The 22,141-nt window shown below is 67.6% G+C and carries 21 protein-coding genes and 1 tRNA gene; 12 read left to right on the plus strand and 10 right to left on the minus strand.

Annotation, left to right across the window (positions count from 1 at the left end; translation table 11 throughout):
- Window positions 1–12: 12 nt before the first annotated feature.
- Window positions 13–1,116, plus strand: a complete 1,104-nt coding sequence (locus tag ASE34_RS11245) for a COX15/CtaA family protein (protein WP_056278886.1) — start codon at window positions 13–15, stop codon at window positions 1,114–1,116.
- A gap of 72 nt (window positions 1,117–1,188) precedes the next feature.
- The gene (locus ASE34_RS11250; RefSeq protein ID WP_072591385.1) at window positions 1,189–1,632 is read left to right on the plus strand and encodes a hypothetical protein; all 444 of its coding nucleotides are present in this window, start codon (window positions 1,189–1,191) and stop codon (window positions 1,630–1,632) included.
- On the opposite strand, the gene ASE34_RS11255 is transcribed toward ASE34_RS11250, so the two are convergent.
- A complete protein-coding gene (locus tag ASE34_RS11255; RefSeq protein WP_053099149.1) occupies window positions 1,578–2,483 on the minus strand; it encodes a heme o synthase in 906 nt (301 codons plus the stop codon). The two genes, ASE34_RS11250 and ASE34_RS11255, sit on opposite strands and share 55 nt — an antisense overlap.
- 366 nt (window positions 2,484–2,849) lie before the next feature.
- On the opposite strand from ASE34_RS11255, the gene tkt reads away from it, so the two are divergent.
- The 6 genes from tkt to pgl are packed head-to-tail and all read left to right on the plus strand — an operon-like array spanning window position 2,850 to window position 10,949.
- On the plus strand, window positions 2,850–4,946 hold the full coding sequence (tkt, locus tag ASE34_RS11260; RefSeq protein WP_056279112.1) for a transketolase: 2,097 nt from the start codon (window positions 2,850–2,852) through the stop codon (window positions 4,944–4,946).
- Complete coding sequence (gene tal / locus ASE34_RS11265) at window positions 4,943–6,055, plus strand: transaldolase (RefSeq protein ID WP_053096462.1); 1,113 nt, start codon at window positions 4,943–4,945, stop codon at window positions 6,053–6,055. Before tkt ends, tal begins: the two co-directional genes overlap by 4 nt.
- On the plus strand, window positions 6,052–7,659 hold the full coding sequence (locus ASE34_RS11270) for a glucose-6-phosphate isomerase (protein ID WP_056278887.1): 1,608 nt from the start codon (window positions 6,052–6,054) through the stop codon (window positions 7,657–7,659). Before tal ends, ASE34_RS11270 begins: the two co-directional genes overlap by 4 nt.
- A gap of 22 nt (window positions 7,660–7,681) precedes the next feature.
- The gene (gene zwf, locus ASE34_RS11275) at window positions 7,682–9,232 is read left to right on the plus strand and encodes a glucose-6-phosphate dehydrogenase (RefSeq protein ID WP_053096466.1); all 1,551 of its coding nucleotides are present in this window, start codon (window positions 7,682–7,684) and stop codon (window positions 9,230–9,232) included.
- Complete coding sequence (locus ASE34_RS11280) at window positions 9,229–10,164, plus strand: glucose-6-phosphate dehydrogenase assembly protein OpcA (protein WP_056278888.1); 936 nt, start codon at window positions 9,229–9,231, stop codon at window positions 10,162–10,164. Before zwf ends, ASE34_RS11280 begins: the two co-directional genes overlap by 4 nt.
- Window positions 10,164–10,949, plus strand: a complete 786-nt coding sequence (gene pgl / locus ASE34_RS11285) for a 6-phosphogluconolactonase (RefSeq protein WP_200955172.1) — start codon at window positions 10,164–10,166, stop codon at window positions 10,947–10,949. Before ASE34_RS11280 ends, pgl begins: the two co-directional genes overlap by 1 nt.
- 12 nt (window positions 10,950–10,961) lie before the next feature.
- Here pgl and ASE34_RS11290 read toward each other — a convergent pair whose 3' ends face one another.
- Window positions 10,962–11,945, minus strand: coding sequence for a DMT family transporter (locus ASE34_RS11290; protein ID WP_056278890.1), 984 nt, complete (start codon window positions 11,943–11,945; stop codon window positions 10,962–10,964).
- Window positions 11,946–12,006: 61 nt separating this feature from the next.
- Between ASE34_RS11290 and def the strand changes: the two genes are divergently transcribed.
- Both def and ASE34_RS11300 read left to right on the plus strand, forming a co-directional pair.
- Window positions 12,007–12,573, plus strand: a complete 567-nt coding sequence (gene def / locus ASE34_RS11295; RefSeq protein ID WP_072591388.1) for a peptide deformylase — start codon at window positions 12,007–12,009, stop codon at window positions 12,571–12,573.
- A gap of 122 nt (window positions 12,574–12,695) precedes the next feature.
- Complete coding sequence (locus ASE34_RS11300) at window positions 12,696–13,208, plus strand: septum formation family protein (RefSeq protein WP_233277329.1); 513 nt, start codon at window positions 12,696–12,698, stop codon at window positions 13,206–13,208.
- A gap of 147 nt (window positions 13,209–13,355) precedes the next feature.
- Here the strand turns inward: ASE34_RS11300 and ASE34_RS11305 are convergent.
- The 5 genes from ASE34_RS11305 to dusB all read right to left on the minus strand — a co-directional run bounded on the left by ASE34_RS11305 (window position 13,356) and on the right by dusB (window position 18,741).
- Window positions 13,356–13,431: transfer RNA gene (locus tag ASE34_RS11305), tRNA-Asn, on the minus strand.
- 96 nt (window positions 13,432–13,527) lie between these two features.
- Complete coding sequence (locus ASE34_RS11310) at window positions 13,528–14,301, minus strand: ATP-binding cassette domain-containing protein (RefSeq protein WP_053096485.1); 774 nt, start codon at window positions 14,299–14,301, stop codon at window positions 13,528–13,530.
- 36 nt (window positions 14,302–14,337) lie between these two features.
- Window positions 14,338–16,203, minus strand: coding sequence for a DNA primase (dnaG, locus tag ASE34_RS11315; protein ID WP_056278891.1), 1,866 nt, complete (start codon window positions 16,201–16,203; stop codon window positions 14,338–14,340).
- Entirely contained in the window at window positions 16,203–17,597 is a 1,395-nt protein-coding gene (locus ASE34_RS11320; RefSeq protein ID WP_056278892.1) for a deoxyguanosinetriphosphate triphosphohydrolase, read from the minus strand. The genes dnaG and ASE34_RS11320 overlap by 1 nt, the downstream gene beginning before the upstream one ends.
- Window positions 17,587–18,741, minus strand: coding sequence for a tRNA dihydrouridine synthase DusB (dusB, locus tag ASE34_RS11325; protein ID WP_053096491.1), 1,155 nt, complete (start codon window positions 18,739–18,741; stop codon window positions 17,587–17,589). The genes ASE34_RS11320 and dusB overlap by 11 nt, the downstream gene beginning before the upstream one ends.
- Before the next feature lie 59 nt (window positions 18,742–18,800).
- Here dusB and ASE34_RS11330 point away from each other — a divergent pair, with 59 nt between their 5' ends.
- The gene (locus tag ASE34_RS11330; protein ID WP_053096494.1) at window positions 18,801–19,295 is read left to right on the plus strand and encodes a glutathione peroxidase; all 495 of its coding nucleotides are present in this window, start codon (window positions 18,801–18,803) and stop codon (window positions 19,293–19,295) included.
- On the opposite strand, the gene ASE34_RS11335 is transcribed toward ASE34_RS11330, so the two are convergent.
- The gene (locus ASE34_RS11335; RefSeq protein ID WP_056278893.1) at window positions 19,292–19,990 is read right to left on the minus strand and encodes a DsbA family protein; all 699 of its coding nucleotides are present in this window, start codon (window positions 19,988–19,990) and stop codon (window positions 19,292–19,294) included. The genes ASE34_RS11330 and ASE34_RS11335 overlap by 4 nt on opposite strands.
- Window positions 19,991–20,043: 53 nt before the next feature.
- Here ASE34_RS11335 and ASE34_RS11340 point away from each other — a divergent pair, with 53 nt between their 5' ends.
- Window positions 20,044–20,655 (plus strand): AAA family ATPase, encoded by a 612-nt coding sequence (locus ASE34_RS11340; protein ID WP_056278894.1) that lies wholly within the window; start codon window positions 20,044–20,046, stop codon window positions 20,653–20,655.
- On the opposite strand, the gene ASE34_RS11345 is transcribed toward ASE34_RS11340, so the two are convergent.
- Both ASE34_RS11345 and recO read right to left on the minus strand, forming a co-directional pair.
- The gene (locus ASE34_RS11345) at window positions 20,595–21,398 is read right to left on the minus strand and encodes an isoprenyl transferase (protein WP_056278895.1); all 804 of its coding nucleotides are present in this window, start codon (window positions 21,396–21,398) and stop codon (window positions 20,595–20,597) included. The genes ASE34_RS11340 and ASE34_RS11345 overlap by 61 nt on opposite strands.
- Window positions 21,395–22,141, minus strand: coding sequence for a DNA repair protein RecO (gene recO / locus ASE34_RS11350; RefSeq protein ID WP_053096502.1), 747 nt, complete (start codon window positions 22,139–22,141; stop codon window positions 21,395–21,397). The genes ASE34_RS11345 and recO overlap by 4 nt, the downstream gene beginning before the upstream one ends.

The raw sequence follows: 22,141 nt of genomic DNA on the forward strand, positions 1-22,141 counted from the left end.
TCGGAGAGACTTATGCCCGAGACGACGATCTCCTCCCCCACGAACGCGGCAGCGTCGACGCATGCGATCCTCTGGGGACGAGCGCTTCGCGTCTTCGCCTGGCTCTCATTCCTCGCGCAGACCATCATCATCGGCACCGGCGGTGCCGTGCGGCTGACCGGATCAGGCCTCGGATGCTCCGAGTGGCCGCTCTGCACGCCGGAGTCGCTCGTCCCGATCTATGCCGATCAGGGAATCCACGGCATCATCGAGTTCGGCAACCGCGTCATGACGGGTGTGGTCGGCGTCATCGCCCTCGCCGTCCTGCTGCTCGTGCTGGCGCGCACCGGGGGGAAGGCCACGGTGTTCTCGGCCCTCCGCTTCGCCGCCGCCGGAATCGTGGCGGCCGGGGTCGTGTTCTTCGTCTTCACGCTCGTCGACCTCCCCGCCACGCCCTTCGCGATGGCGGCTCTGCTCGTGACGGTCATCGCCGCCACGGTCAGATCGGTCAGGGTGACGACCGAAAGGCGGGATCTCGTCATCCTCGCCTGGGTCGTGCTGATCGGCGTCGTCGCGCAGGCTCTTGTGGGCGGCATCACGGTGCTCACGGGACTGAACCCCTTCATCGTCGGATTCCACTACGTGTCGTCCCTCCTCCTTGTGTGCGTGACCGCGGCCTTCCTGGTCAGGCTCTACGCCGCGCCCGGACCGCGTGAGCGCGCGGTGCCGACCTGGTTCGCGGCACTGAGCCACATCACCGGTCTCGCCCTCGCCGTGACGATCCTGTTCGGCGTGCTGACCACCGGTTCCGGGCCGCACTCCGGCGACGCGGCCGTCGAGCGCCAGGGATTCGACGCCACGGTGCTCGCCCACGTGCACTCCTGGCCGGGATACATCCTCGCCGCGCTCGTCGTCACCTTGACGATCGCCGCGTGGGTCCTGCACCTACGACCGCGCAGATGGCTGCTCGTGCTCGTGCTGGCGATCCTGGTGCAGGTCGGCGTGGGCGTGTGGCAGGCGCGCGAAGGCCTCCCGCCGGTGCTCGTGGGCATCCACATGGTGCTCGCCTCGCTGTCGGCGGCTGCGTACACCGTGGTGGTGCTGAACCTGAAGAAGCCGGCCGCTGCGGAGGCCTGACCCCGGCTGCGCACAGGGGATGCATAGCCCGGGCATCAGCGGCTCATCAGTTCGTCGTGCACCGTTGCGGACATGAACAAGTCATTGACACGCAGCATCGGCTTCTGGCTCCTCCTCGTGCTCTCGCTCGCTTCAGCGGGAGTGGGCGGGTGGCTGATCGCCGGCCAGGTCGGCACCATGACGAGCACTCTGCTCGACGGCACGGCGACCGGCATCGAGGTCTACGTGGGGCAGTCGCTCGTCGTCGTCGGAGCCGCGCTTCTGGGCGCCGGCGTCATCGGCGTGCTGATCGCCGTCGGTCTGAGTGCGGTGCAGGCGCTCCTGCCTTCTCCTGCACCCGCAGTCGTCGGGCCGATCGACGGGACGAACGAGTCAGCTGAGGCCGATGAAGCCGACACCATCGACTCCGAGATCCCCGCGACAGCGGCGGACGACGAGCTGGTCGGCGACGCCGAGCAGGATCAGAACGGCAGCAGCGGGTCGACCGCGACGGCCACGAAGATCAGCGTCAGATAAGTGATCGAGGCGTGGAAGACTCGCATCGGCCGCGCCTCGTTGCCTCGCACCGCCTGGTTGTACAGGCGGTGCGACTCATAGATGAACCAGCCGCCGAACACCGCGGCGGAGACGCCGTAGACGAGGCCCATGTTCGCGATCGGGATCAGCAGCAGCGAGCAGGCGACGGTCGCCCAGGCATAGAGGATGACCTGGAGGCCGACCTGTGAGGCGTTGCGGGTGACACCGAGCATGGGCACGTCGACGTCGTCGTAGTCGTCCTTGTACTTCATCGACAGCGGCCAGTAATGCGGCGGCGTCCAGAGGAAGATGAGCGCGAACAGGATGAACGCGGGCCAGTCGAGCGAGCCGGTGACGGCAGCCCAGCCGATGAGCACCGGGAAGCACCCGGCGATGCCGCCCCAGATGATGTTCTGCTCGGTGCGTCGCTTGAGGATCATCGTGTAGATGACGACGTAGAAGAAGATGGCGGATGCCGACAGCGTGGCCGCCAGCCAGTTCGTGGTGAACCACAGCCATACGGTCGAGACGACGGCGAGCGTCCAGGAGAAGATCAGCGCGCCTCGCGGGCTGATCTCGCCGGTCACCAGCGGACGGTTCTCCGTGCGATGCATGTGGGCATCGATGTCGCGGTCGAGGTACATGTTGAACGCCGCGGCCGAGCCGGCGCTCAGCGAGCCGCCGATCACGGTGGCCAGCACGAGCCACATGTCGGGAAGACCGCCCTGAGCGAGGAACATCACCGGGACGGTCGACACCAGCAGCAGTTCGAGGACGCGCGGCTTGGTGAGGGCGACGTACGCCTTCACGGTGCGACCGATGGACTTCTTCACAACGGTCTGATCAGACATCGTCGAGATCTCGATCGCCTCCTCCACACGCGTCACGACAGCGTTTCCCAGTCTAGGGCACGCCGGGCGCAGGGCTCGCCCGCCCCGATGATCAGCGCTCCACCGGCCCTCGCATCCGGGCTCCCGGGACGCGACGGGATCGCGTTCCAGGACTCCTGATCCGCAGTTCCACCGCTCATCGGAAGTCTCGACGAAGGCATGGAATTACTGGACGGGCGGAGCGTTGTAAAGGGGGGTAACGAGTCGAACCTCGGCGCTATGCTGAAATGACTCGCGCGTCCGGCGCACATCACAAACCCCTCCGTATCGTTGCGGACTGCGATCGTGCAATCCGGCGCTCTCGAACAGTTGCAGAAGGGCTTCACAGTGTCGGAATTGCAGTGGGATGAGATCGACCGACGCGCGGTGGACACCGCGCGTCTTCTGGCTGCGGATGCCGTGGAGAAGGTCGGCAACGGCCACCCCGGCACCGCGATGAGCCTGGCTCCGGCCGCGTATCTCCTCTATCAGCGGGTGCTTCGTCACGACCCGACCGACACCGACTGGCTGGGTCGTGACCGTTTCATCCTCTCGGTCGGACACTCCTCTCTCACCCAGTACGTGCAGCTCTACCTCGGCGGCTTCGGCCTCGAGCTCGACGACCTCAAGGCACTGCGCACGTGGGGTTCCCTCACCCCGGGCCACCCCGAATACGGTCACACCAAGGGCGTCGAGATCACCACCGGCCCGCTGGGACAGGGACTCGCTTCCGCCGTCGGCTTCGCCTACGCCGCCCGCTACGAGCGCGGCCTGTTCGACCCCGAGGCAGAGGCGGGCACCAGCCCGTTCGATCACTTCGTCTACGTGATCGCCGGTGACGGCGACCTCCAGGAAGGCGTCACCAGCGAGGCCTCCTCGCTCGCGGGCCACCAGGAGCTCGGCAACCTCATCGCGATCTACGACTCCAACCAGATCTCGATCGAGGACGACACGAACGTCGCCTTCACCGAAGACGTCGCCAAGCGCTACGAGGCCTACGGCTGGCAGGTCCAGCTCGTCGACTGGAAGAAGACCGGCGAGTACGTCGAGGACGTCGCCGAGCTCAACGCGGCGATCGAGGCCGCGAAGGGCGAGACCTCGAAGCCGTCGCTCATCATCCTGAAGACGATCATCGGCTGGCCCTCGCCCGGCAAGCAGAACTCCGGCAAGATCCACGGCTCCGCGCTCGGTGGCGACGAGCTCGCCGCAACGAAGAAGGTCCTGGGCTTCGACCCCGAAGAGCACTTCGCCATCGCCGACGACGTCATCGCCCACACCCGCGCACTCGCGGATCGCGCCGCGGAGACCCGCGCCGAGTGGCAGAAGTCGTTCGACGCGTGGGCCGCGGCCAACCCTGAGCGCAAGGCGCTGCTCGACCGCCTCGAGGCGAAGGAGCTGCCAGCCGACATCACCTCGGCGCTCCCCGTCTTCGAAGGCGGCAAGGACGTCTCGACGCGTGCGGCCTCCGGTCAGGTCATCAACGCCCTCGCCGCCGAGCTCCCCGAGCTCTGGGGCGGATCGGCCGACCTCGCCGAGTCGAACCTCACCACGATCAAGGACTCGAAGTCCTTCATCCCCGCCGAGTGGTCGACCCACGAGTGGTCGGGCGACCCCTACGGCCGTGTGCTGCACTTCGGCATCCGCGAGCACGCCATGGGCGCCATCGTCAACGGTATCGTGCTGCACGGCCCGACGCGCGCCTTCGGCGGCACCTTCCTCATCTTCAGCGACTACATGCGCCCGCCGGTGCGTCTGGCCGCGCTGATGAACGTCCCCAGCATCTTCGTCTGGACTCACGACTCCGTCGCCCTCGGAGAGGACGGCCCGACGCACCAGCCCGTCGAGCAGATCGCGACGCTCCGCGCCATCCCGAACTTCACCCTGGTGCGTCCGGCTGACGCCAACGAGACCTCGGCCGCCTGGCTCGAGATCCTCCGACGCCACGAGGGCCCCACCGGCATCGCGCTGACCCGTCAGAACATCCCGGTGTTCGAGCGCGGCCAGGGTGCAGCCGACGGCGACCTCTTCGCCTCGACAGACGGTGTCTCGAAGGGTGCATATGTGCTCGCCGAGGCGCCGAACGGCACCCCCGACGTGATCATCATCGCGACCGGGTCCGAGGTCCAGCTGGCGGTCGACGCCCGTGCGGCCCTGGCCGACGAGGGCGTCAACGTCCGCGTCGTCTCCGCTCCCTCGCTCGAGTGGTTCGACGAGCAGGACGAGGCATACCGCGAGTCGGTCCTGCCGAAGGCCGTCACCGCCCGCGTCTCGGTCGAGGCCGGCTCCGTCCTCAGCTGGCGCGGCATCGTGGGCGACCGCGGCCGTTCGGTCGGCATCGACCACTTCGGCGCCTCCGCCGACTACAAGACCCTGTTCCAGAAGTTCGGCATCACCACCGAGGCCGTCATCGCGGCCGCACGCGAGACCATCAAGGAGAACGCATGAGCACCCCCACCGCAGACCTCGCAGCAGCCGGTGTCAGCATCTGGCTCGACGACCTGTCCCGCACCCGCATCTCGTCCGGCAACCTCGCCGAGCTGATCGAGTCGCGCAACGTGGTCGGCGTGACCACCAACCCGACGATCTTCGCGAACGCGATCACCGACAAGAACAACACCTCGTACGACGCTCAGGTCACCGAGCTCGCAGCGTCGGGCGCCACGGCGGAAGAGGCCGTGTTCGCCGCGACCACGCAGGACGTCGCCGCCGCTCTCGACGTCTTCCGCCCCGTGTGGGAGAAGTCGGGCCACGTCGACGGCCGCGTCTCCATCGAGGTCTCCCCCGACCTCGCGCATGACACCGAGGGCACCGTCGCACAGGCCAAGCAGCTGTGGGCAAAGGTCGACCGTCCGAACCTGCTCGTGAAGATCCCCGCGACGAAGGCGGGCCTGCCTGCCATCACCGAGGCGATCGCATCGGGCATCAGCGTCAACGTCACCCTGATCTTCAGCCTCGAGCGCTACGCCGAGGTCATCGACGCCTACCTCACCGGTCTCGAGCGCGCGCACAGCGCCGACTTCGATCTGTCGAGCATCCACTCCGTGGCCTCGTTCTTCGTGTCGCGCGTCGACACGGAGACCGACAAGCGCCTCTCGGCGATCGGCACCGACGAGGCCGAGGCGCTCAAGAGCAAGGCAGGCCTCGCGAACGCGCGTCTCGCCTACGAGCTCTACGAGCAGAAGTTCGCCGAGAAGCGTGCGCAGGACCTGATCAAGCTGGGCGCCAACCCGCAGCGTCCGCTGTGGGCGTCGACCGGCGTCAAGGACCCGGCCCTGCCCGACACGCTCTACGTCACCGAGCTCGTGGCGAAGGACGTCGTCAACACGATGCCGGAGAAGACGCTCGAGGCCACCTTCGACCACGGCGTCGTCACCGGTGACACGATCACGGGCGGCTACGACGAGGCTCGCGCCGTGTTCGCCGGTCTCGCCGACCTCGGCATCGACTTCACCGACGTCACCCAGGTGCTCGAGGACGAGGGCGTCGCCAAGTTCATCGACTCCTGGCACGATCTGCTGACGCAGGTGGCTGAGGGCCTCGAGGCGCAGCGATGACGTTTGCGATCCACGCCTCGGGCGCGGCTCGGGTCGCGATCGACGAGACGGTTCCCGCTCTCGTCCACGACCTGGTCGCCTCGCGGGTGACCGGCGGTGACGCAGCCCTGTGGGGTCCCGCCGCCGAGTCCGAGGCGTCGATCCGCCTGGGCTGGGTCGAGGCGGTATCCGTCTCGCGCCCCCTCGTCGCCGAGATCGTCGCCCTCCGCGCCGATCTGCACGCGAAGGGTGTGAATCGGGTGGTGCTCGCCGGCATGGGCGGGTCATCGCTCGCCCCCGAGGTGATCGCCCAGACCGCCGGTGTCCCGCTGACGATTCTCGACTCGACCGCGCCGAGCCAGGTGCTCGCCGCGCTCGACGAGGGCCTGGAGAACACCGTGCTGGTCGTCTCCTCGAAGTCAGGCTCGACCGTCGAGACCGACTCGCAGCGTCGCACTTTCGAGGCCGCGTTCCGCGACGTGGGCATCGACCCGCTCGAGCGCATCATCGTCGTGACCGACCCGGGCTCGCCGCTCGACGTCTCCGCCCGTGAAGCCGGCTACCGCGTGTTCAACGCCGACCCGCACGTCGGCGGACGGTACTCGGCCCTCACCGCCTTCGGCCTCGTACCGTCGGGGCTCGCGGGCGCTGACATCGCCGAGCTCCTCGACGAGGCCGAGGCCTCGCTCCTCGAGGTCGCCATCGACTCGGCCGACAACCCGGCACTCCGGCTGGCCGCGGCGATCTCCGCCACCACGCCGCGACGCGACAAGCTCGGTCTCATCACCGACGGCACGCACATCAACGGGCTCCCCGACTGGATCGAGCAGCTCATCGCGGAGTCCACCGGCAAGGACGGCACCGGCATCCTTCCCGTCGTCCTGCTGCCCGTGTCGCCGGAGCTCGACTCCCGACCCGCCGATCTCCAGATCGTGCGGCTCGTCGACGACGCGAACGAGTTCCACCTGCGCGAACGTCACGAGGGCGAGATCCTCGTCAGCGGTTCGCTGGGTGCGCAGCTCATCGTCTGGGAGTACGCGACCGCCATCGCCGGGTATCTGCTCGGCATCAACCCGTTCGACCAGCCCGACGTCGAGTCGGCGAAGGTCGCCGCCCGTGGACTGCTGGATGCACGTCCCGCTCCGACGGCACCGGCGTTCGTCGAGAACGGCGTCGAGGTCCGCGTCTCCGACCCCGCTCTCGCGGCGTCGGGCACCGTCGAGGGCGTGCTCGACGCGCTGTGGGCTGTGCTGCCGGAAGACGGCTACGTGTCGATCCAGGCATACGTCAACAGGCTCGACGTCCCGCAGCTGCAGGGTCTCCGCGAGCTCGTCGCCGCCGACTCCGGTCGGCCGACGACGTTCGGATGGGGACCCCGATTCCTGCACTCCACCGGCCAGTATCACAAGGGCGGGCCGGCGCAGGGCGTGTTCCTGCAGATCCTGGAGCGCACGGATGTCGACCTCGAGATCCCCGAGCGCCCGTTCACGTTCGGACAGCTCATCGAGGCACAGGCCGCCGGCGATGCCGGTGTCCTCGCCGAGCACGGCCGTCCGGTCGTCTCCCTGACGATCACCGATTCGTCGGCCGACGTCCTCACCCTTTTCGAAGCCGCACAGAAGTAACAGCCAGGAGAATCCCCCACCGATGTCTGTTCCCATCTCGCGCGGGCACAACCCGCTGCGTGACCCCGATGATCGCCGCCTCAACCGGATCGCCGGGCCCAGCGCCCTCGTGATCTTCGGTGTGACCGGAGATCTGTCACGCAAGAAGCTCATGCCCGCCGTCTACGATCTCGCCAACCGCGGACTCCTGCCTCCCGGATTCGCGCTCGTGGGCTTCGCCCGTCGAGACTGGGAGGACCAGGACTTCGCCCAGGTCGTGTACGACGCCGTGAAGCAGCATGCACGCACGCCCTTCCGCGAAGAGACGTGGGCGCAGCTGCTGCAGGGCATCCGCTTCGTCTCGGGCGAGTTCGACAACCCCGAGTCCTTCCGCAAGCTGCGCGACACGGTCGATCAGCTCGACGTCGAACGCGGCACGATGGGCAACCACGCGTTCTACCTGTCGATCCCGCCGAAGGATTTCCCCCTCGTCGCGAAGCAGCTCAAGGACTCCGGCCTCGTCGGAGCGAATGACGACGACGATGAGCGCTGGCGACGCGTCGTGATCGAGAAGCCGTTCGGCCACGACCTCGAGTCGGCGCGCGAACTCAATGCCGCCCTCGAGGTGGCGTTCTCCGCCGACTCGATCTTCCGCATCGACCACTACCTCGGCAAGGAGACGGTCCAGAACATCCTGGCCCTGCGCTTCGCGAACGAGCTGTACGAACCGATCTGGAACCGCAACTACGTCGACCACGTGCAGATCACGATGGCCGAGGACATCGGCGTCGGTGGCCGTGCGGGCTACTACGACGGCGTCGGTGCGGCGCGCGATGTCATCCAGAACCACCTGCTGCAGCTGCTCGCGCTCACCGCCATGGAAGAGCCGATCAGCCTGTCCGCCGAGCACCTGCGTGCCGAGAAGGAGAAGGTTCTCGCTGCGGTCCACGTGCCGGAGGATCTCTCGCTCGCGACCGCCCGCGGGCAGTACGCGGGCGGCTGGCAGGGTGGCGAGCAGGTGACCGGATTCCTCGACGAGGACGGGATGAACCCCGAGTCCGCGACCGAGACCTATGCCGCGATCAAGCTGGAGATCGACACCCGACGCTGGTCCGGCGTCCCGTTCTACCTTCGCACCGGGAAGCGTCTGGGGCGTCGTGTGACCGAGGTCGCCGTCGTGTTCAAGAAGGCACCGGAGCACCTCTTCGGCCGCTCGAACACGGCAGAGCTCGGCCAGAACGCACTCGTCATCCGCGTCCAGCCCGATGAGGGCGTCACGATCCGCTTCGGATCGAAGGTGCCCGGAAACGGCACCAACGTGCGCGATGTCACCATGGACTTCGGTTACGGCCACGCGTTCACCGAGGCGAGCCCCGAGGCGTACGAACGTCTGATCCTCGACGTGCTCCTGGGCGACCCGCCGCTGTTCCCGCGCCATGAGGAGGTCGAGCTCTCCTGGAAGATCCTCGACCCCGTGGAGAAGTACTGGGCAGCCGAGGGCGGCCCGGTCGACCAGTACGCACCCGGTTCGTGGGGTCCGGCATCCGCCGACGACCTCCTTGCCCGTGATGGACGAGTGTGGAGACGCCCATGATCATCGACCTTCCCGACACGACCGTCAGCCAGGTCGCCAAGCAGCTCGTCAAGGTGCGCGAAGAGGGCGGCGCCGTCGCACTCGGCCGTGTGCTCACGCTGATCATCTCTGCACGCAACGGCGTCGCAGAGGCAGCGATCGACGCGGCAAACGACGCGTCCCGCGAGCACCCCATGCGTGTCATCGTTCTCACCACGGGTGAGGGCGAGTCGCGTCTCGACGCTCAGATCCGCGTCGGCGGTGACGCCGGCGCCTCCGAGGTCGTCGTCCTCCGGGCCTACGGCGACGCCGCCAGCAACGAGGAGAGCCTGGTCACAGGTCTGCTCCTGCCCGACGCCCCCGTCGTCGCCTGGTGGCCCGAAGAGGCGCCGACATCGCCGGCCTCGTCTCCCCTCGGCAAGATCGCGCAGCGCCGCATCACGGATGCCGCGACCGCACCCGATGTTCGCGACCGCCTGGGACTGCTCGGCGAGACCCACGCGCCCGGCGACACCGACCTCGCGTGGACCCGTCTCACGCACTGGCGCGAGCAGCTCGCCGCCGTGCTCGATCAGCCGCCGTTCGAAGAGGTCACCGCGGTCGAGGTGCGCGGTGGATCGGCCTCGCCGTCGACCGCGCTTCTCGCCGCATGGCTGCAGATGGCCCTCGACGTCCCGGTGACCTGGTCGTACGAAGACCCCGAGAACTGGCAGGAGGGCATCAAGTCGGTGCGTCTGCGCCGCTCGTCGGGCGACATCCTGCTCGAGCGCCCCACGCCCGGGCTGGCCGTGCTCACGCAGCCCGACCAGCCCGACCACGACCTGCACCTGCCGCGCCGCACGCTGCGGGAGTGCCTCGCCGAGGAGCTGCGTCGCCTCGACCCCGACGTCCTGTACGGTCGAGTGATCACCGAGGGCTGGGAGAAACTGGGTCCGCCCCAGACAGGAGAATGATGTCGACGAAGACAGCGCCCGCAGAGAAGCGGGTCGTGGTCGAAGCCACGCCCGCAGCACTTGCCGCGAGCGTGGCCGACAGATTCCTGACGCGCCTTCGTGCGCGCACGCGCAACGGCCGCATCGCCCACATCGCCCTCACCGGCGGTTCGATGGGCGGTGCGGTTCTGCGTGCGACGCGCGACGACCCCAGGTCGGCTCAGATCGACTGGTCGCTGGTGCACTTCTGGTGGGGCGATGAGCGGTTCGTCGCTCGCGACGACGCCGATCGCAATGCGCTGCAGTCGCGTGAGGCCCTGCTCGACCACATTCCCGTCCCCGCCGAGAACATCCACGAGGTCGCTGCTGCGGACGAGGGGCTGACCCTCGACGAGGCCGCGGCGGCGTACGCGGCGGATCTCGCGCGCTACGGGACCGACGAGCACCCGTGGCCGTCGTTCGCGGTCTGCTTCCTCGGTGTGGGGCCCGACGGCCACATCGCCTCACTCTTCCCCGATCGCCCCGAGGTCACCGTGACGGACGCCGCCGCGCTGCCGGTTCGCGACTCTCCCAAGCCTCCGCCGGAGCGTGTCACGCTGACGCGCCCGGTGCTCAACGCGTCGAAGCGTGTCTGGCTGGTCCTCACCGGCGCGGACAAGGCGTCGGCGCTCGGACTCGCCCTCGCGGGCGCGAGCTACACCAACGTTCCGGCCGCGGGCGCCAAGGGCCGCAAGCGCACCGTCTTCTTCGTCGACGAGGCCGCTGCGTCGGAGGTCTCTCCCGACCTCATCGACCCGGCGTACTGAAGTCCAGAGAACTCAGGCCCCGGGGTCTTTTGTCGCGTCGTCACTGCCGCGCGTGATCCCGAGGTCCTGGCTGTCGCTCAGCACCTGCGGGTGGTACCGCGCGAGGTTGACGACGCCCCAGATCGCGATGGCACCGGCCACGGCGAAGATCACGAGGACCCACGGCGGTGACGCCGCGGCCTCTCCGAGCACGACCATGCCGATGAGCACGGCGACCATGGGGTCGACGACCGTCAGTCCGGCGATGACGAGATCCGGCGGCCCCGAGCTGTAGGCGGACTGGACGAAGTACGCTCCGACGGCGCCGGCCGCGATCAGCGCGATGACGCACACGAGGGTGATCCACTCGAAGTTGCCGGCGCTGATCCGGCTGATGACGGCTTTGGCGAGAGTGGCGACGAAACCGTAGAGGATGCCGGCGCCGATGACGTAGAACAGAGCGCGCATGCGGTGGCGGAGCACCAGCCAGCAGGCGCCGAGCACGATGATGACGACCAGCAGGATCGCCAGGATCGTGAAGAGCTCGGTGTCGGTGATCTCCTTCTCCGTGGCGTAGATCGCTGCGAAGAAGACGAACAGGAAGATGCCGCCCACACAGCAGACGATCGCGATGATCGACTTCCTGGTCGGCGAATGACCCGAGATCCGTGCGTTGAGCAGCGTGGTGATGACGAGCGCGATGGCGCCGAGCGGCTGCACGACCATCAGCGGCGCTTGAGAGAGCGCCGCGAGCTGACACACGATCGCCAGGCCGAGCATCAGCGTTCCGGCTATCCAGGAGGGCCGGGTGAGCAGGCCCTTCATCTGGCTCATGCTCAGACCGCTGGCTCCGTCGGATCCGCTGAGCCGCTCCACCTTCTCGACGCCACGATGCTGATACTGCGCGCCGAGAGACATGAAGACGGCACCCGCAAGCGCGAGGGGGATGCCGAGGAGCAGTTTCGGGTTCTGGAAGACACCGACCAGCTGCTCGGTGACGTCTTCCGCCCCAGTCATCCATACGGAGATGCTCACCCTTCGACCCTACCCGGCGATGTGCGCCGAGTAGGGTTATGGCGTGGCTGTTCTTCCTATTCGCATCATGGGCGACCCCGTCCTGCACTCCCCCGCTTCCGTCGTCGAGGAGATCTCCGACGACATCCGCACGCTCGTCGCCGACATGTTCGAGACGATGGACAGGGCCCCGGGCGTCGGTCTCGCCGCACCCCAGGTCGGCGTGCCGCTGCGCATCTACACGTACGCGTACGTCGACGATGACGAGCAGCCGTGGCGTGGCGTGATCATCAACCCGGAGCTCTGGATGGTGCCGCTGGAGCCCGGCGAGCCGGACGACGAGCTGGAGTCCGAAGGCTGCCTCTCGTTCCCGGGTGAGCGATTCCCGCTACGGCGCTCGGAGCGGGTGCGGGTCTCAGGCGTCGATCTCGACGGGGCGCCGGTGGAGATCGCGGTCGACGGCTGGCGCGCCCGCATCATGCAGCACGAGTTCGACCACCTCGACGGCATCCTCTACATCGACCGCCTCTCGGACGGCGACTGGAAGACCGTCCAGAAGATCGCGAAGAAGCGCGGGTGGGGCAAGCCCGGCGCGAGCTGGGTCCCCGGCATCGACGATCTGGAAGCCTGACCTTCCCTCCCAGCCCGCTCACAGTCTTCTCGGAGTTGCATCACAGACTCCGGCCCGGATACCGTGCTTGAGGTGGTATTTCAATATGCCACTCACCAAGAGGCTCTGGAGGGGACGAAATGATGAAGATGCGCACGCGACGCGCACTGGCGCTGGCAGGTTCTGCTGTGGCGCTGTCGGTCGCACTGACCGGCTGCAGCGCGCTGAACGGCATCCTGGGGGGCGGTTCGGGCGACGCCGACCGCGACGAGGACACCGGACAGGTGACCGAGAGCTCGAACATCGACATCTTCTCGCTGAAGCTCGGCGACTGCAAGATGGCGAGTGCAAGCGGTCTCATCGAGGACGCCGACGTCGTCCCGTGCGACCAGCCGCACGATGAAGAGGTCTACTACGAGATCACGATGGACGACGGCGAGTTCTCCGAGGAGAACATCGACGCCGCGTCGCAGGAGTGCATCGGCGACGCCTACACGAGCTTCGTCGGTGTCGCCTTCGAGGCCTCGGTGCTCGAGGTCTACCCGATCACGCCGACCCAGCAGACCTGGGACGAGCTGAACGACCGCGTCGTGCAGTGCGTGATCTCCGACCCCGCCGGCCAGACCACCGGGTCACTCAAGGGCGCAGCGCGCTGATCTCGCTCTGATCACCGAACGAGGCTCCGTCATCCGACGGGGCCTCGTTCGCGTATCCGGAGGTCACCATCGAATGACCTCGAAGAGACAATAGCGGGGACTCGCACCGCAGAAAGGGAAAAGCCCCTCCGAAGAGGGGCTTTTCATTGGCTCCCCGGCTTGGACTCGAACCAAGAACCTGCCGGTTAACAGCCGGCTGCTCTGCCAATTGAGCTACCGAGGAATGTGCTCCGCTGTGCGGGCAACTCGTCAATCCTAGCAAACTCCGGAGCGTGCTCGTGACACCGGCCGCAGGTCGGGCGTGTCGTCGGCACCCCTGTCAGTGGCCCGAATCCGCCTCGGCGTTGGGCGCCCACAGCAGGTCCTTGCCGACACCGCGGGCGACCACGTGACCCCCGCGCAGCATCAGCGTCTCCGCATTCAGCTCACGGATGAAGTCGGCGTCGTTCGTCACCAGCAGCGCGCCCATCCCCTGCTCCTTGCGCCGACGGGTGATCGCGTCGAACACCACGGGCCGCACCTCGAGATCGAGGTTGGCGAGGATCTCGTCGGCGATGAGCACCCAGGGCTCGAGCACGAACGATCGCGCAATCGCCACGCGCTGACGCATGCCTGCGCTCAACTCGTACGGGAACCTCGCGGCTGTTCCGAGAGGCAGGTGCAACTCGTCGAGCAGCGTCGCGACGCGGATGGAGAGCGCCTGGGTATTGACCCGCTTCTCGCGGATCAGGATCGGCTCTGAGATGATCTCGCTCACCGTGAGCTGGGGAGGGAGGTCGGCACCGGCGCCCTGCGGAACGAATCCCGTGCGGTAGGTCAGCAGGCGATGCTTGCGTCCCGGCCGGCGGATGTCGACTCCGCACACCTGAGCGCTGCCTCCGACGACCCGGACCGACGGATCCGTGGATCCTGCCAGCGCCGCGACGAGCGTCGACTTGCCCGAGCCGGTCGGGCCGGCGACGCAGATGAGCTCGCCCGGTGCGAGAGCGAAGCTCACCCCGTCGATCGCGCGGGTGGGGCCGCTGTGCCCGATTCGATCGATGACCAGATCAGAGCTGTCGATCGCGTTGGTCGATTCGGGCCGGGAGAACATTCCTCCATCCTGCCTTGCCGCGCCTGACAGCCGGCGTTACGACTCGGCGAACCGCTGACGCTCGACGTCGATGTCGCGAAGACGCATCCGCAGGGCGCGCCCGCCGTCCGAGTCCGCGGGAACCCGCTGCACGGCACCGAGGAGCTCCTGCTTCTCGTGCTCGAGGATGCGCATGATGAGCCGCTTGGCGAGATCGGTCGTCGAGGCGACGGCGCCGTCTTCGTTGCGAGCCGGGAACGGCGTCATCAGCAGCTCGCCCGCGAGCGATCGGTAGGGTTCGCGCACCGAGTTCACGGCATCCGTCACCCAACCGGCGCGGGTGCGGTCAGCCGCGGCCGCGACGGCCTCGCGCACGGCGTCGAGCCCCGGGGTGCGGAACGGAGCGCTGAGGGCGCGGGTGAGCAGCGCCTGATCGATCTGGTGACCGTACTGCAGGGCGCCCATCAGCGCGTCGCGTTCGACCGCGACATCCGCGGTTCGCGGCAGGCTCGCAAGAGTCACCGGAGCCATGCCCGGCGCCACTGTGGCGGGGTCGATCGTGGTCTCGTGCCTGGCCGCCTCGTGCCGCGCGGACTGCGCTCCCCCACGTGCGGCACGTTCGACCTCGTTGCGCACCTCGGTCGGGTCCATGCCCAGCCTTCGCGCGAGCACCCGCTCGTATCCGGGTCGCAGCAGACGATCGCGAATCTCCGCCACGATCGGCGCTGCCGCGCGCAGCGCGCCCACCCGGCCCTCGACCGTCGAGAGGTCGAAGCCGCTGAGCTTCCTGTCGATCGCGAACTCGAACATCGGCTGCTTGGTCTCCATGAGGGAGCGCACGGCGGCATCACCGCGCTGTAGCCTGAGGTCGCACGGGTCGAGGCCGTCGGGCGCCACCGCCACGAACGTCTGCGCGTTGAAGCGATCGTCCTCGGTGAAGGCGCGAAGCGCGGCCTTCTGACCTGCCTCGTCGCCGTCGAAGGTGAAGACCACCTCTCCGGAGGCGTTGTCGTCGCCCATCACCCGGCGGAGCACCTTGATGTGATCGGTTCCGAACGCCGTGCCGCACGTCGCGATCGCGGTCGTGAGGCCGGCGAGGTGACACGCCATGACATCGGTGTATCCCTCGACCACCACGACCCGGCGGGGATCGCCCCGCGAGATGTCGCGCTTGGCGAGATCGAGGCCGTACAGGACCTGGGCCTTCTTGTAGATCGGCGTCTCAGGCGTGTTCAGGTATTTCGGCCCCTGGTCGTCGTCGAAGAGCTTGCGCGCACCGAACCCGATCGTCTGACCGGAGACGTCGCGGATCGGCCAGACGAGGCGGCCACGGAAGCGGTCGTAGACGCCGCGCTGACCCGTCGACACCAGACCGGCAGCACTCAGTTCCTCGCGCGTGAACCCCTGAGCCGTGAGGGCTTTCAACATCTTGTCCCACCCGCGCGGCGCGAAGCCCACGCCGAAGTGCGCGGCAGCACCGGCGTCGAAGCCGCGCTCCCCGAGGAACCGGCGTCCCGCCTCCGCATCGGCGGTGAGCAACTGGCCGCGGAAGTACTCGGCGGCAGCGGTGTTGGCCGCATAGAGACGACTGCGTCCGCTCGTCTCCGGTGCCGACCCGCCGTCTTCATAGTGCAGCGCGTAGCCGAGGCGGCCGGCCAGTCGCTCTACGGCCTCGGTGAAGCTGACGTGGTCCATCTCGCGCAGGAACGAGTAGACGTCACCCGATTCACCGCATCCGAAGCAGTGGTAGTAGCCGACCTGGGGCCGCACGTGGAAGCTCGGGCTCTTCTCGTCATGGAACGGGCACAGGCCCTTCAGCGAGCCGACGCCGGCGGACTTGAGTGCGACGCGCTCCCCGACGATGTCGGCGATGTTCGTGCGGGCCTTGACCTCGTCGACGTCGGCCTGGCGGATGCGGGGCATCAGCCGCCCCCTTCGATGACCGCCTGACGCGGGGTGTGCTGACGAGCACCCGGTCGCGCATGTCTCGGAGTCCAGATCCCGACCTCTGCAGGGTCGATCTCGCCGACGAGCCTGTTGTGCCAGTCGATCGCGCTCTGATCGGTGAGGCTCGCGATCTGATCGACGATCACGCGGGCGCGCTCGGCGTCGCTCGTCGCCGCGAGGAAGTCCGCCGAGAAGGCGGGCTCGAGCACGTCCGCGCCGGCAGACCACAGCGCGTCGGTCGACCAGAGCGCATCGGCCAGACGCTTCAGCACCCGCCGCTGCTCTTTGTACACGCCCTTACGGGCATCGATCGTGACGATCGCCTGCCCCATGATGCCCTTGAGCACGGCGATCTCAGCCTCGATCACCCGCGGCACCACGACGTGAGCGTTGTAGCGCACGAGAGCGGGGCCGGAGTATGCCTCACGCGTCGCCGAGACGGCTGCTCTCGCGAAGCGGCCGATGAAGTCGCTCGTCAGGTTCTTGAGCCGGGCGAGGTCATGCCGTGATCGGTCGAAGGACTGCAGCCACATCGGCTGGGAGGCGAGTCGATACAGGGCATCGGCGAGGTCGTCGCGGGTGAAGTCGTACCCGACCCACTGCTGGATGCGGTCGATGAGCGCCTCATGCTGACGCGGATCGGACAGCTGCGCGACATCGACGTAGCCGTTGACGATCGCATCCTCGAAGTCGTGCACCGAATAGGCGATGTCATCGGACAGATCCATGATCTCCGCCTCGATGCAGCGTCGGCGTCCGGGGACTCCCTCGCGCAGCCACCGGAAGACCGCCTCGTCCTCGGGATACACGCCGAACTTGAGTCGACCTCCCGGGTCGGGCACGGGGCTGTCGGCGGTCCACGGGTACTTGCAGGTCGCGTCGAGGCTGGCTCGCGTCAGGTTGAGTCCGACAGAGCGCCCGTCGTCGTCGATCGCCTTGGCCTCCAGACGGCTCAGGATGCGCAGCGACTGCGCATTGCCTTCGAACCCGCCGATGGGTTCGGCCCACTCGTTGAGCGCACGCTCGCCGTTGTGCCCGAAGGGAGGGTGTCCGAGATCGTGACTGAGGCACGCGGTGTCGACCACATCGGCCGAGACTCCGAGTGCGGTGGCGAGTTCGCGTCCGACCTGGGCGACCTCGAGCGAGTGGGTCAGACGATTGCGGGCGAAATCGGCTGTGCTGGCCGGGCTGAGCACCTGGGTCTTCGCGGCCAGTCGACGCAGAGCCGCCGAGTGCAGCACGCGCGCACGGTCGCGGGCGAAGTCGTCTCGTTCGGATCGATGGGTCTCGGCGAAGAATCGCTCGGCATCGCGCGGGTCGTATCCGTCCGAGCGTCCGCGAGCCGGGTATGCCTGAGGATCAGCCGCCACTGTTCTCGATCTCCGCCCCTCGCATCATCTCTGAGGCCGACGCCGCGAGTTCCCGCGACTCCAGCCACTTGTCCGGCAGCGCCGGGCGTTTCGGGCGACCGGACCGACCGCGCTGTCCTTCGGCATCGGCGCCGGGGTACGGCGCCGAATGATCGAGCTGGCCGAGCAGCTCGTCGATCTCGGCGAGGCTGGATGCTGTCGCGAGCCCCGTCCGGATGTCGCCGCCGACCGGATAGCCCTTGAAGTACCACGCGACATGCTTGCGGACATCGCGGCATCCGCGGTCCTCATCCTCGAAGAACTCGACCAGCAGCTCGGCGTGGCGACGGAAGGCATCGGCCACGAACCCGAGGGTCGCGTCGACCGGATGCGATTCCGCGCCGAAGGCCGCCGCGAGCTCGCCGAAGAGCCAGGGACGACCGAGGCATCCACGTCCGACGACGACTCCGTCGCAGTCGGTCTGCTGCATCATGCGCACGGCGTCGTCGGCCGACCAGATGTCGCCGTTGCCGAGCACGGGGACGCTGGTGACGGCCTGCTTGAGCTCGCCGATCGCGTTCCAGTCCGCGAAGCCGGAGTAGAACTCGCTCGCCGTCCGCGCATGCAGCGCGATGGCCGAGACACCGGCGTCTTCGGCAGCGCGCCCGGCGTCGAGGAACGTGAGGTGGTCGGGATCGATGCCCTTGCGCATCTTGATGGTCAGGGGCACGTCGCCCGCCGCCTTGACCGCCTGGGTGACGATCTGCGAGAAGAGAGAGCTCTTCCACGGCAGCGCCGCTCCCCCGCCCTTGCGCGTGACCTTGGGGACCGGGCATCCGAAGTTCAGGTCGATGTGGTCGGCGTGGTCTTCGGCGACGATGATGCGGACGGCCTCGGAGATCGTGTGCGGGTCGACGCCGTAGAGCTGGATCGACCGCGGAGTCTCGGACTCGTGGTGGCGGATGAGTCGCATCGTGGTCTCGTTGCGCTCGACCAGTGCGCGCGAGGTGATCATCTCGCTCACGTAGAGCCCCGCACCGTATTCGCGGCACAGCCTGCGGAACGCGGTGTTCGTGATACCCGCCATGGGTGCGAGGACGACCGGCACGTCGAGGGCGATCGGACCGATGTTGAGGGTGCGAGCTGAGGCGGTGGCGAGAGTCATGTCCCCTCCATTCTCCCAGACACGGAGCCGGTCTCGGCGCATCGACCTAAGCTGTGAATATGACCGATCCCGCAGTCCGTTCCATCCCCTTCACAGACGCCGACGGCAACGAGAAGACACTCGATGATCTGGGTGCCGATGTCGTCCTCGTGGTGAACGTCGCCTCGAAGTGCGGCCTCACTCCGCAGTACGAGCAGCTCGAGGAGCTGCAGCGCCTGTACGGCGACCGCGGGTTCAGCGTCGTCGGGTTCCCCTGCAACCAGTTCTTCGGGCAGGAGCCGGGATCGGTCGATCAGATCCTCGAGTTCTGCTCGACCACGTACGGTGTGACCTTCCCGATCAACGACAAGGTGAAGGTCAACGGCAAGAACGCCACCGATCTCTACAAGACGCTCAAGGAGACCCCGGATGCCGGCGGCAAGGCGGGTCGCGTCGAGTGGAACTTCGAGAAGTTCCTGGTGCTTCCCGACGGAGAGGTCGTCCGCTTCCGCCCGAAGCAGAAGCCGAACGACCCCGAGATCGTCGGCGCGATCGAAGCCGCGCTGACCCGCTAGACCGCGGCCGTCTCGGCTTCGGCTTCCGGCTCGGTCTCACCGCGCTTGGCCCAGAGGTCACGCAGGACGTTCTCGAACGCTGCGGGCGGCTGCGCTCCGCTGATGCCGTACTGACCGTCGATCACGAAGAACGGCACGCCCTGGATCCCATAGGCCTGGGCCTGCGCCTGGTCCTGGCGGACGTCGGCGAGGTGACGAGCGGACACCAGTGCTTCTCTCGTGTCATCCGGGTTGAGTCCGACCTCGACCGCGAGTTCGACCAGGTCGTCGATACGGCCGACGTGCTTGCCCTCGGTGAAGTACGCGGACATCAGCCGCTCCTCCATCGCGTGCTGCACACCCTGTGCCTTCGCGAAGTGAAGGAGCTCGTGCGCCTTCACGGTGTTGGTGTGCTGGAGGAGGTCGAAGCGGTACGCGAGCCCGGCGTTCTCGGCGACTCCGGTGACGTGCGACAGCATCTGCTCGACCTGGTCGCGCGGCATCCCCTTGTGACCGGCGAGGAAGTCAATCTCATCCCCGTCGAAGTCGACCGGGGTGTCGGGCGAGAGCTCGAACGAATGGAAGGTGATGTTCACCTGCGGCGCATCGTCGTCGCCGGAGACGGCTTCGAGACCCTTCTCGAGGTTGCGCTTGCCGATGTAGCACCACGGGCAGGCGATGTCGGACCAGATGTCGATCGAGATGGCTTCACTCACATTGACATCCAACCGTATGCACCTATGGGCTATTCCGTCGTTAGGATTCTCAGATGCTCTCCGCCGACGATCCGCTGCCGCTTCGGCCGGAGAGAGTGCTGATCGCCGGTGTCACAGGATCGGGCAAGACGACGCTCGCACGACGCATCGCCGACCTCTGGGATCTGCGTCACGTCGAGATCGACGGACTCTTCCACGGTGAGAACTGGACTCCACGGCCGTCCTTCCTCGACGACGTCCGCGCCTTCGCTGCGGAGGACCGCTGGGTCACCGAGTGGCAGTACACGAGCAAGGGAACCGATGAGATCCTCGCTCCTCGTGCGAAGGTCGTGATCTGGCTGGACTACCCGTATCGCGTGGTCCGGGCACGTCTGCTGCGGCGCACGCTCGGGCGCAGCATCCTGCGCACCCGCATGTGGAACGGCAACGTCGAGAAGCCGATCTGGCGGATGTTCTCGGGAGATCCCGAGGAGAACATCATCGCCTGGCAGACGCTAACGCTGCACAATTGGACCGAGCGGATGCCCGGCGTCGTGAGCGAGCAGCCCCATCTTCTCATCGTCCGGCTGCGCCACCCGCGAGAGACGGAACGATGGCTGCGCGCTCAGGCGGAAGCGTCAGGGGTGTCGATCGCCCCGCCGAAACGACGATCGCGGGACAGGTAGACCCCGATCGCGCGCCAGAGCTCCTCGCGAGAGAAATCGGGCCAGAGCGTGTCGAGGAACACCATCTCGGCATACGCCGCCTGCCAGAGCAGGAAGTTCGAGGTGCGCTGCTCGCCGGAGCTGCGCAGGAACAGGTCGACGTCGGGCATGTCCGGCACGTAGAGGTTGCGACGGATCATCTTCTCGGTGATCACGTTCGGTTTCACCCGTCCCGCCGCGACATCGGCGGCGATCGCGCGCATCGCGTCGACCAACTCGATACGCCCGCCGTAGTTCACGCACATGGTGAGGGTGAGCACGTCATTGCTCTTCGTGAGCTGCTCCGCGTACTGCAGCTCTTTGATCACGCTGCCCCACAGCCGGGGCTTGCGTCCAGCCCATCGCACGCGCACGCCCCACTCGTTGAGCTGATCACGTCGACGGTGCAGCACGTCGCGGTTGTACCCCATGAGAAAGCGCACCTCCTCGGGAGACCGGGCCCAGTTCTCAGTCGAGAACGCATAGACGGAGAGATGCTTGACCCCTGCCTGGATCGCACCGGCGACGACGTCGAGGAGCACCTCCTCCCCCGCCTTGTGCCCCTCGACGCGGTTCAGTCCGCGGCGGTTCGCCCAGCGGCCGTTGCCGTCCATGACGATCGCGACGTGCTCGGGCACCGCTCGGAACGCCGGCGGGTGGACGCCCGTCCAGTCGAGCGGACGATAGGCGACGGCATCCTTGTGGGTGTAGGGCTTGGGGCTCACCGTGCTCCTTCTCGAGGAATGTCGGCCACGAGGTGGGCCAGCGAGCGGATGCCGCGCTCCAGGTGCCACTGCGCATAGGCAGCGACGAGGCCTGATGCCGCGGCGTTGTCCGCGTGAGGCGCGGCATCGATCGCCTCCCACTCTCCGGTCATGAGGGATCGCAGCAGCGACAGGGTCTTCTCTGCCACCTTCGGACTTCCGGCCGGCGCGCAGTTCACGCATACGGCGCCTCCGAGCTGACCGACGAAGTGCGCGTGCGGGCCGGGGGCGGCGCATCGTGCGCAGTCGCCGAGAGACGGCGCCCATCCCGACAGCGCCATCACGCGCAGAAGGTAGGAGTCGAGGATGCTCCTGGGGGAATGCTCGCCCCGCGAGAGCGCACGCAGCCCGCCCACCAGCAGCAGGTACTGCTCGGGCGTCGCCTCGGAGTCGCTCAGCCGATCGGCGGTCTCGACCATCGCGTTCGCCGATGTGAACCGGTCGTAGTGGGCCGCGATGTCGGAACCGTAGGAGCCGAGCGACTCCGCCTGCTGCACGATGTCGAGCGAACGTCCCTGGTACAGCTGCACGTCGGCCACCATGAACGGCTCGAGGCGCGACCCGAACTTCGACGACGTGCGCCGGACGCCCTTGGCCACCGCACGGATCTTGCCGTGCTGACGCGACAGCATGGTGACGATGCGATCCGCCTCACCCAGCTTGTGGGTGCGCAGGATCACCGCTTCGTCTCGGTAGGTGGGCAC

The organism is Microbacterium sp. Root280D1 (assembly GCF_001428975.1).
Classification (GTDB): domain Bacteria; phylum Actinomycetota; class Actinomycetes; order Actinomycetales; family Microbacteriaceae; genus Microbacterium.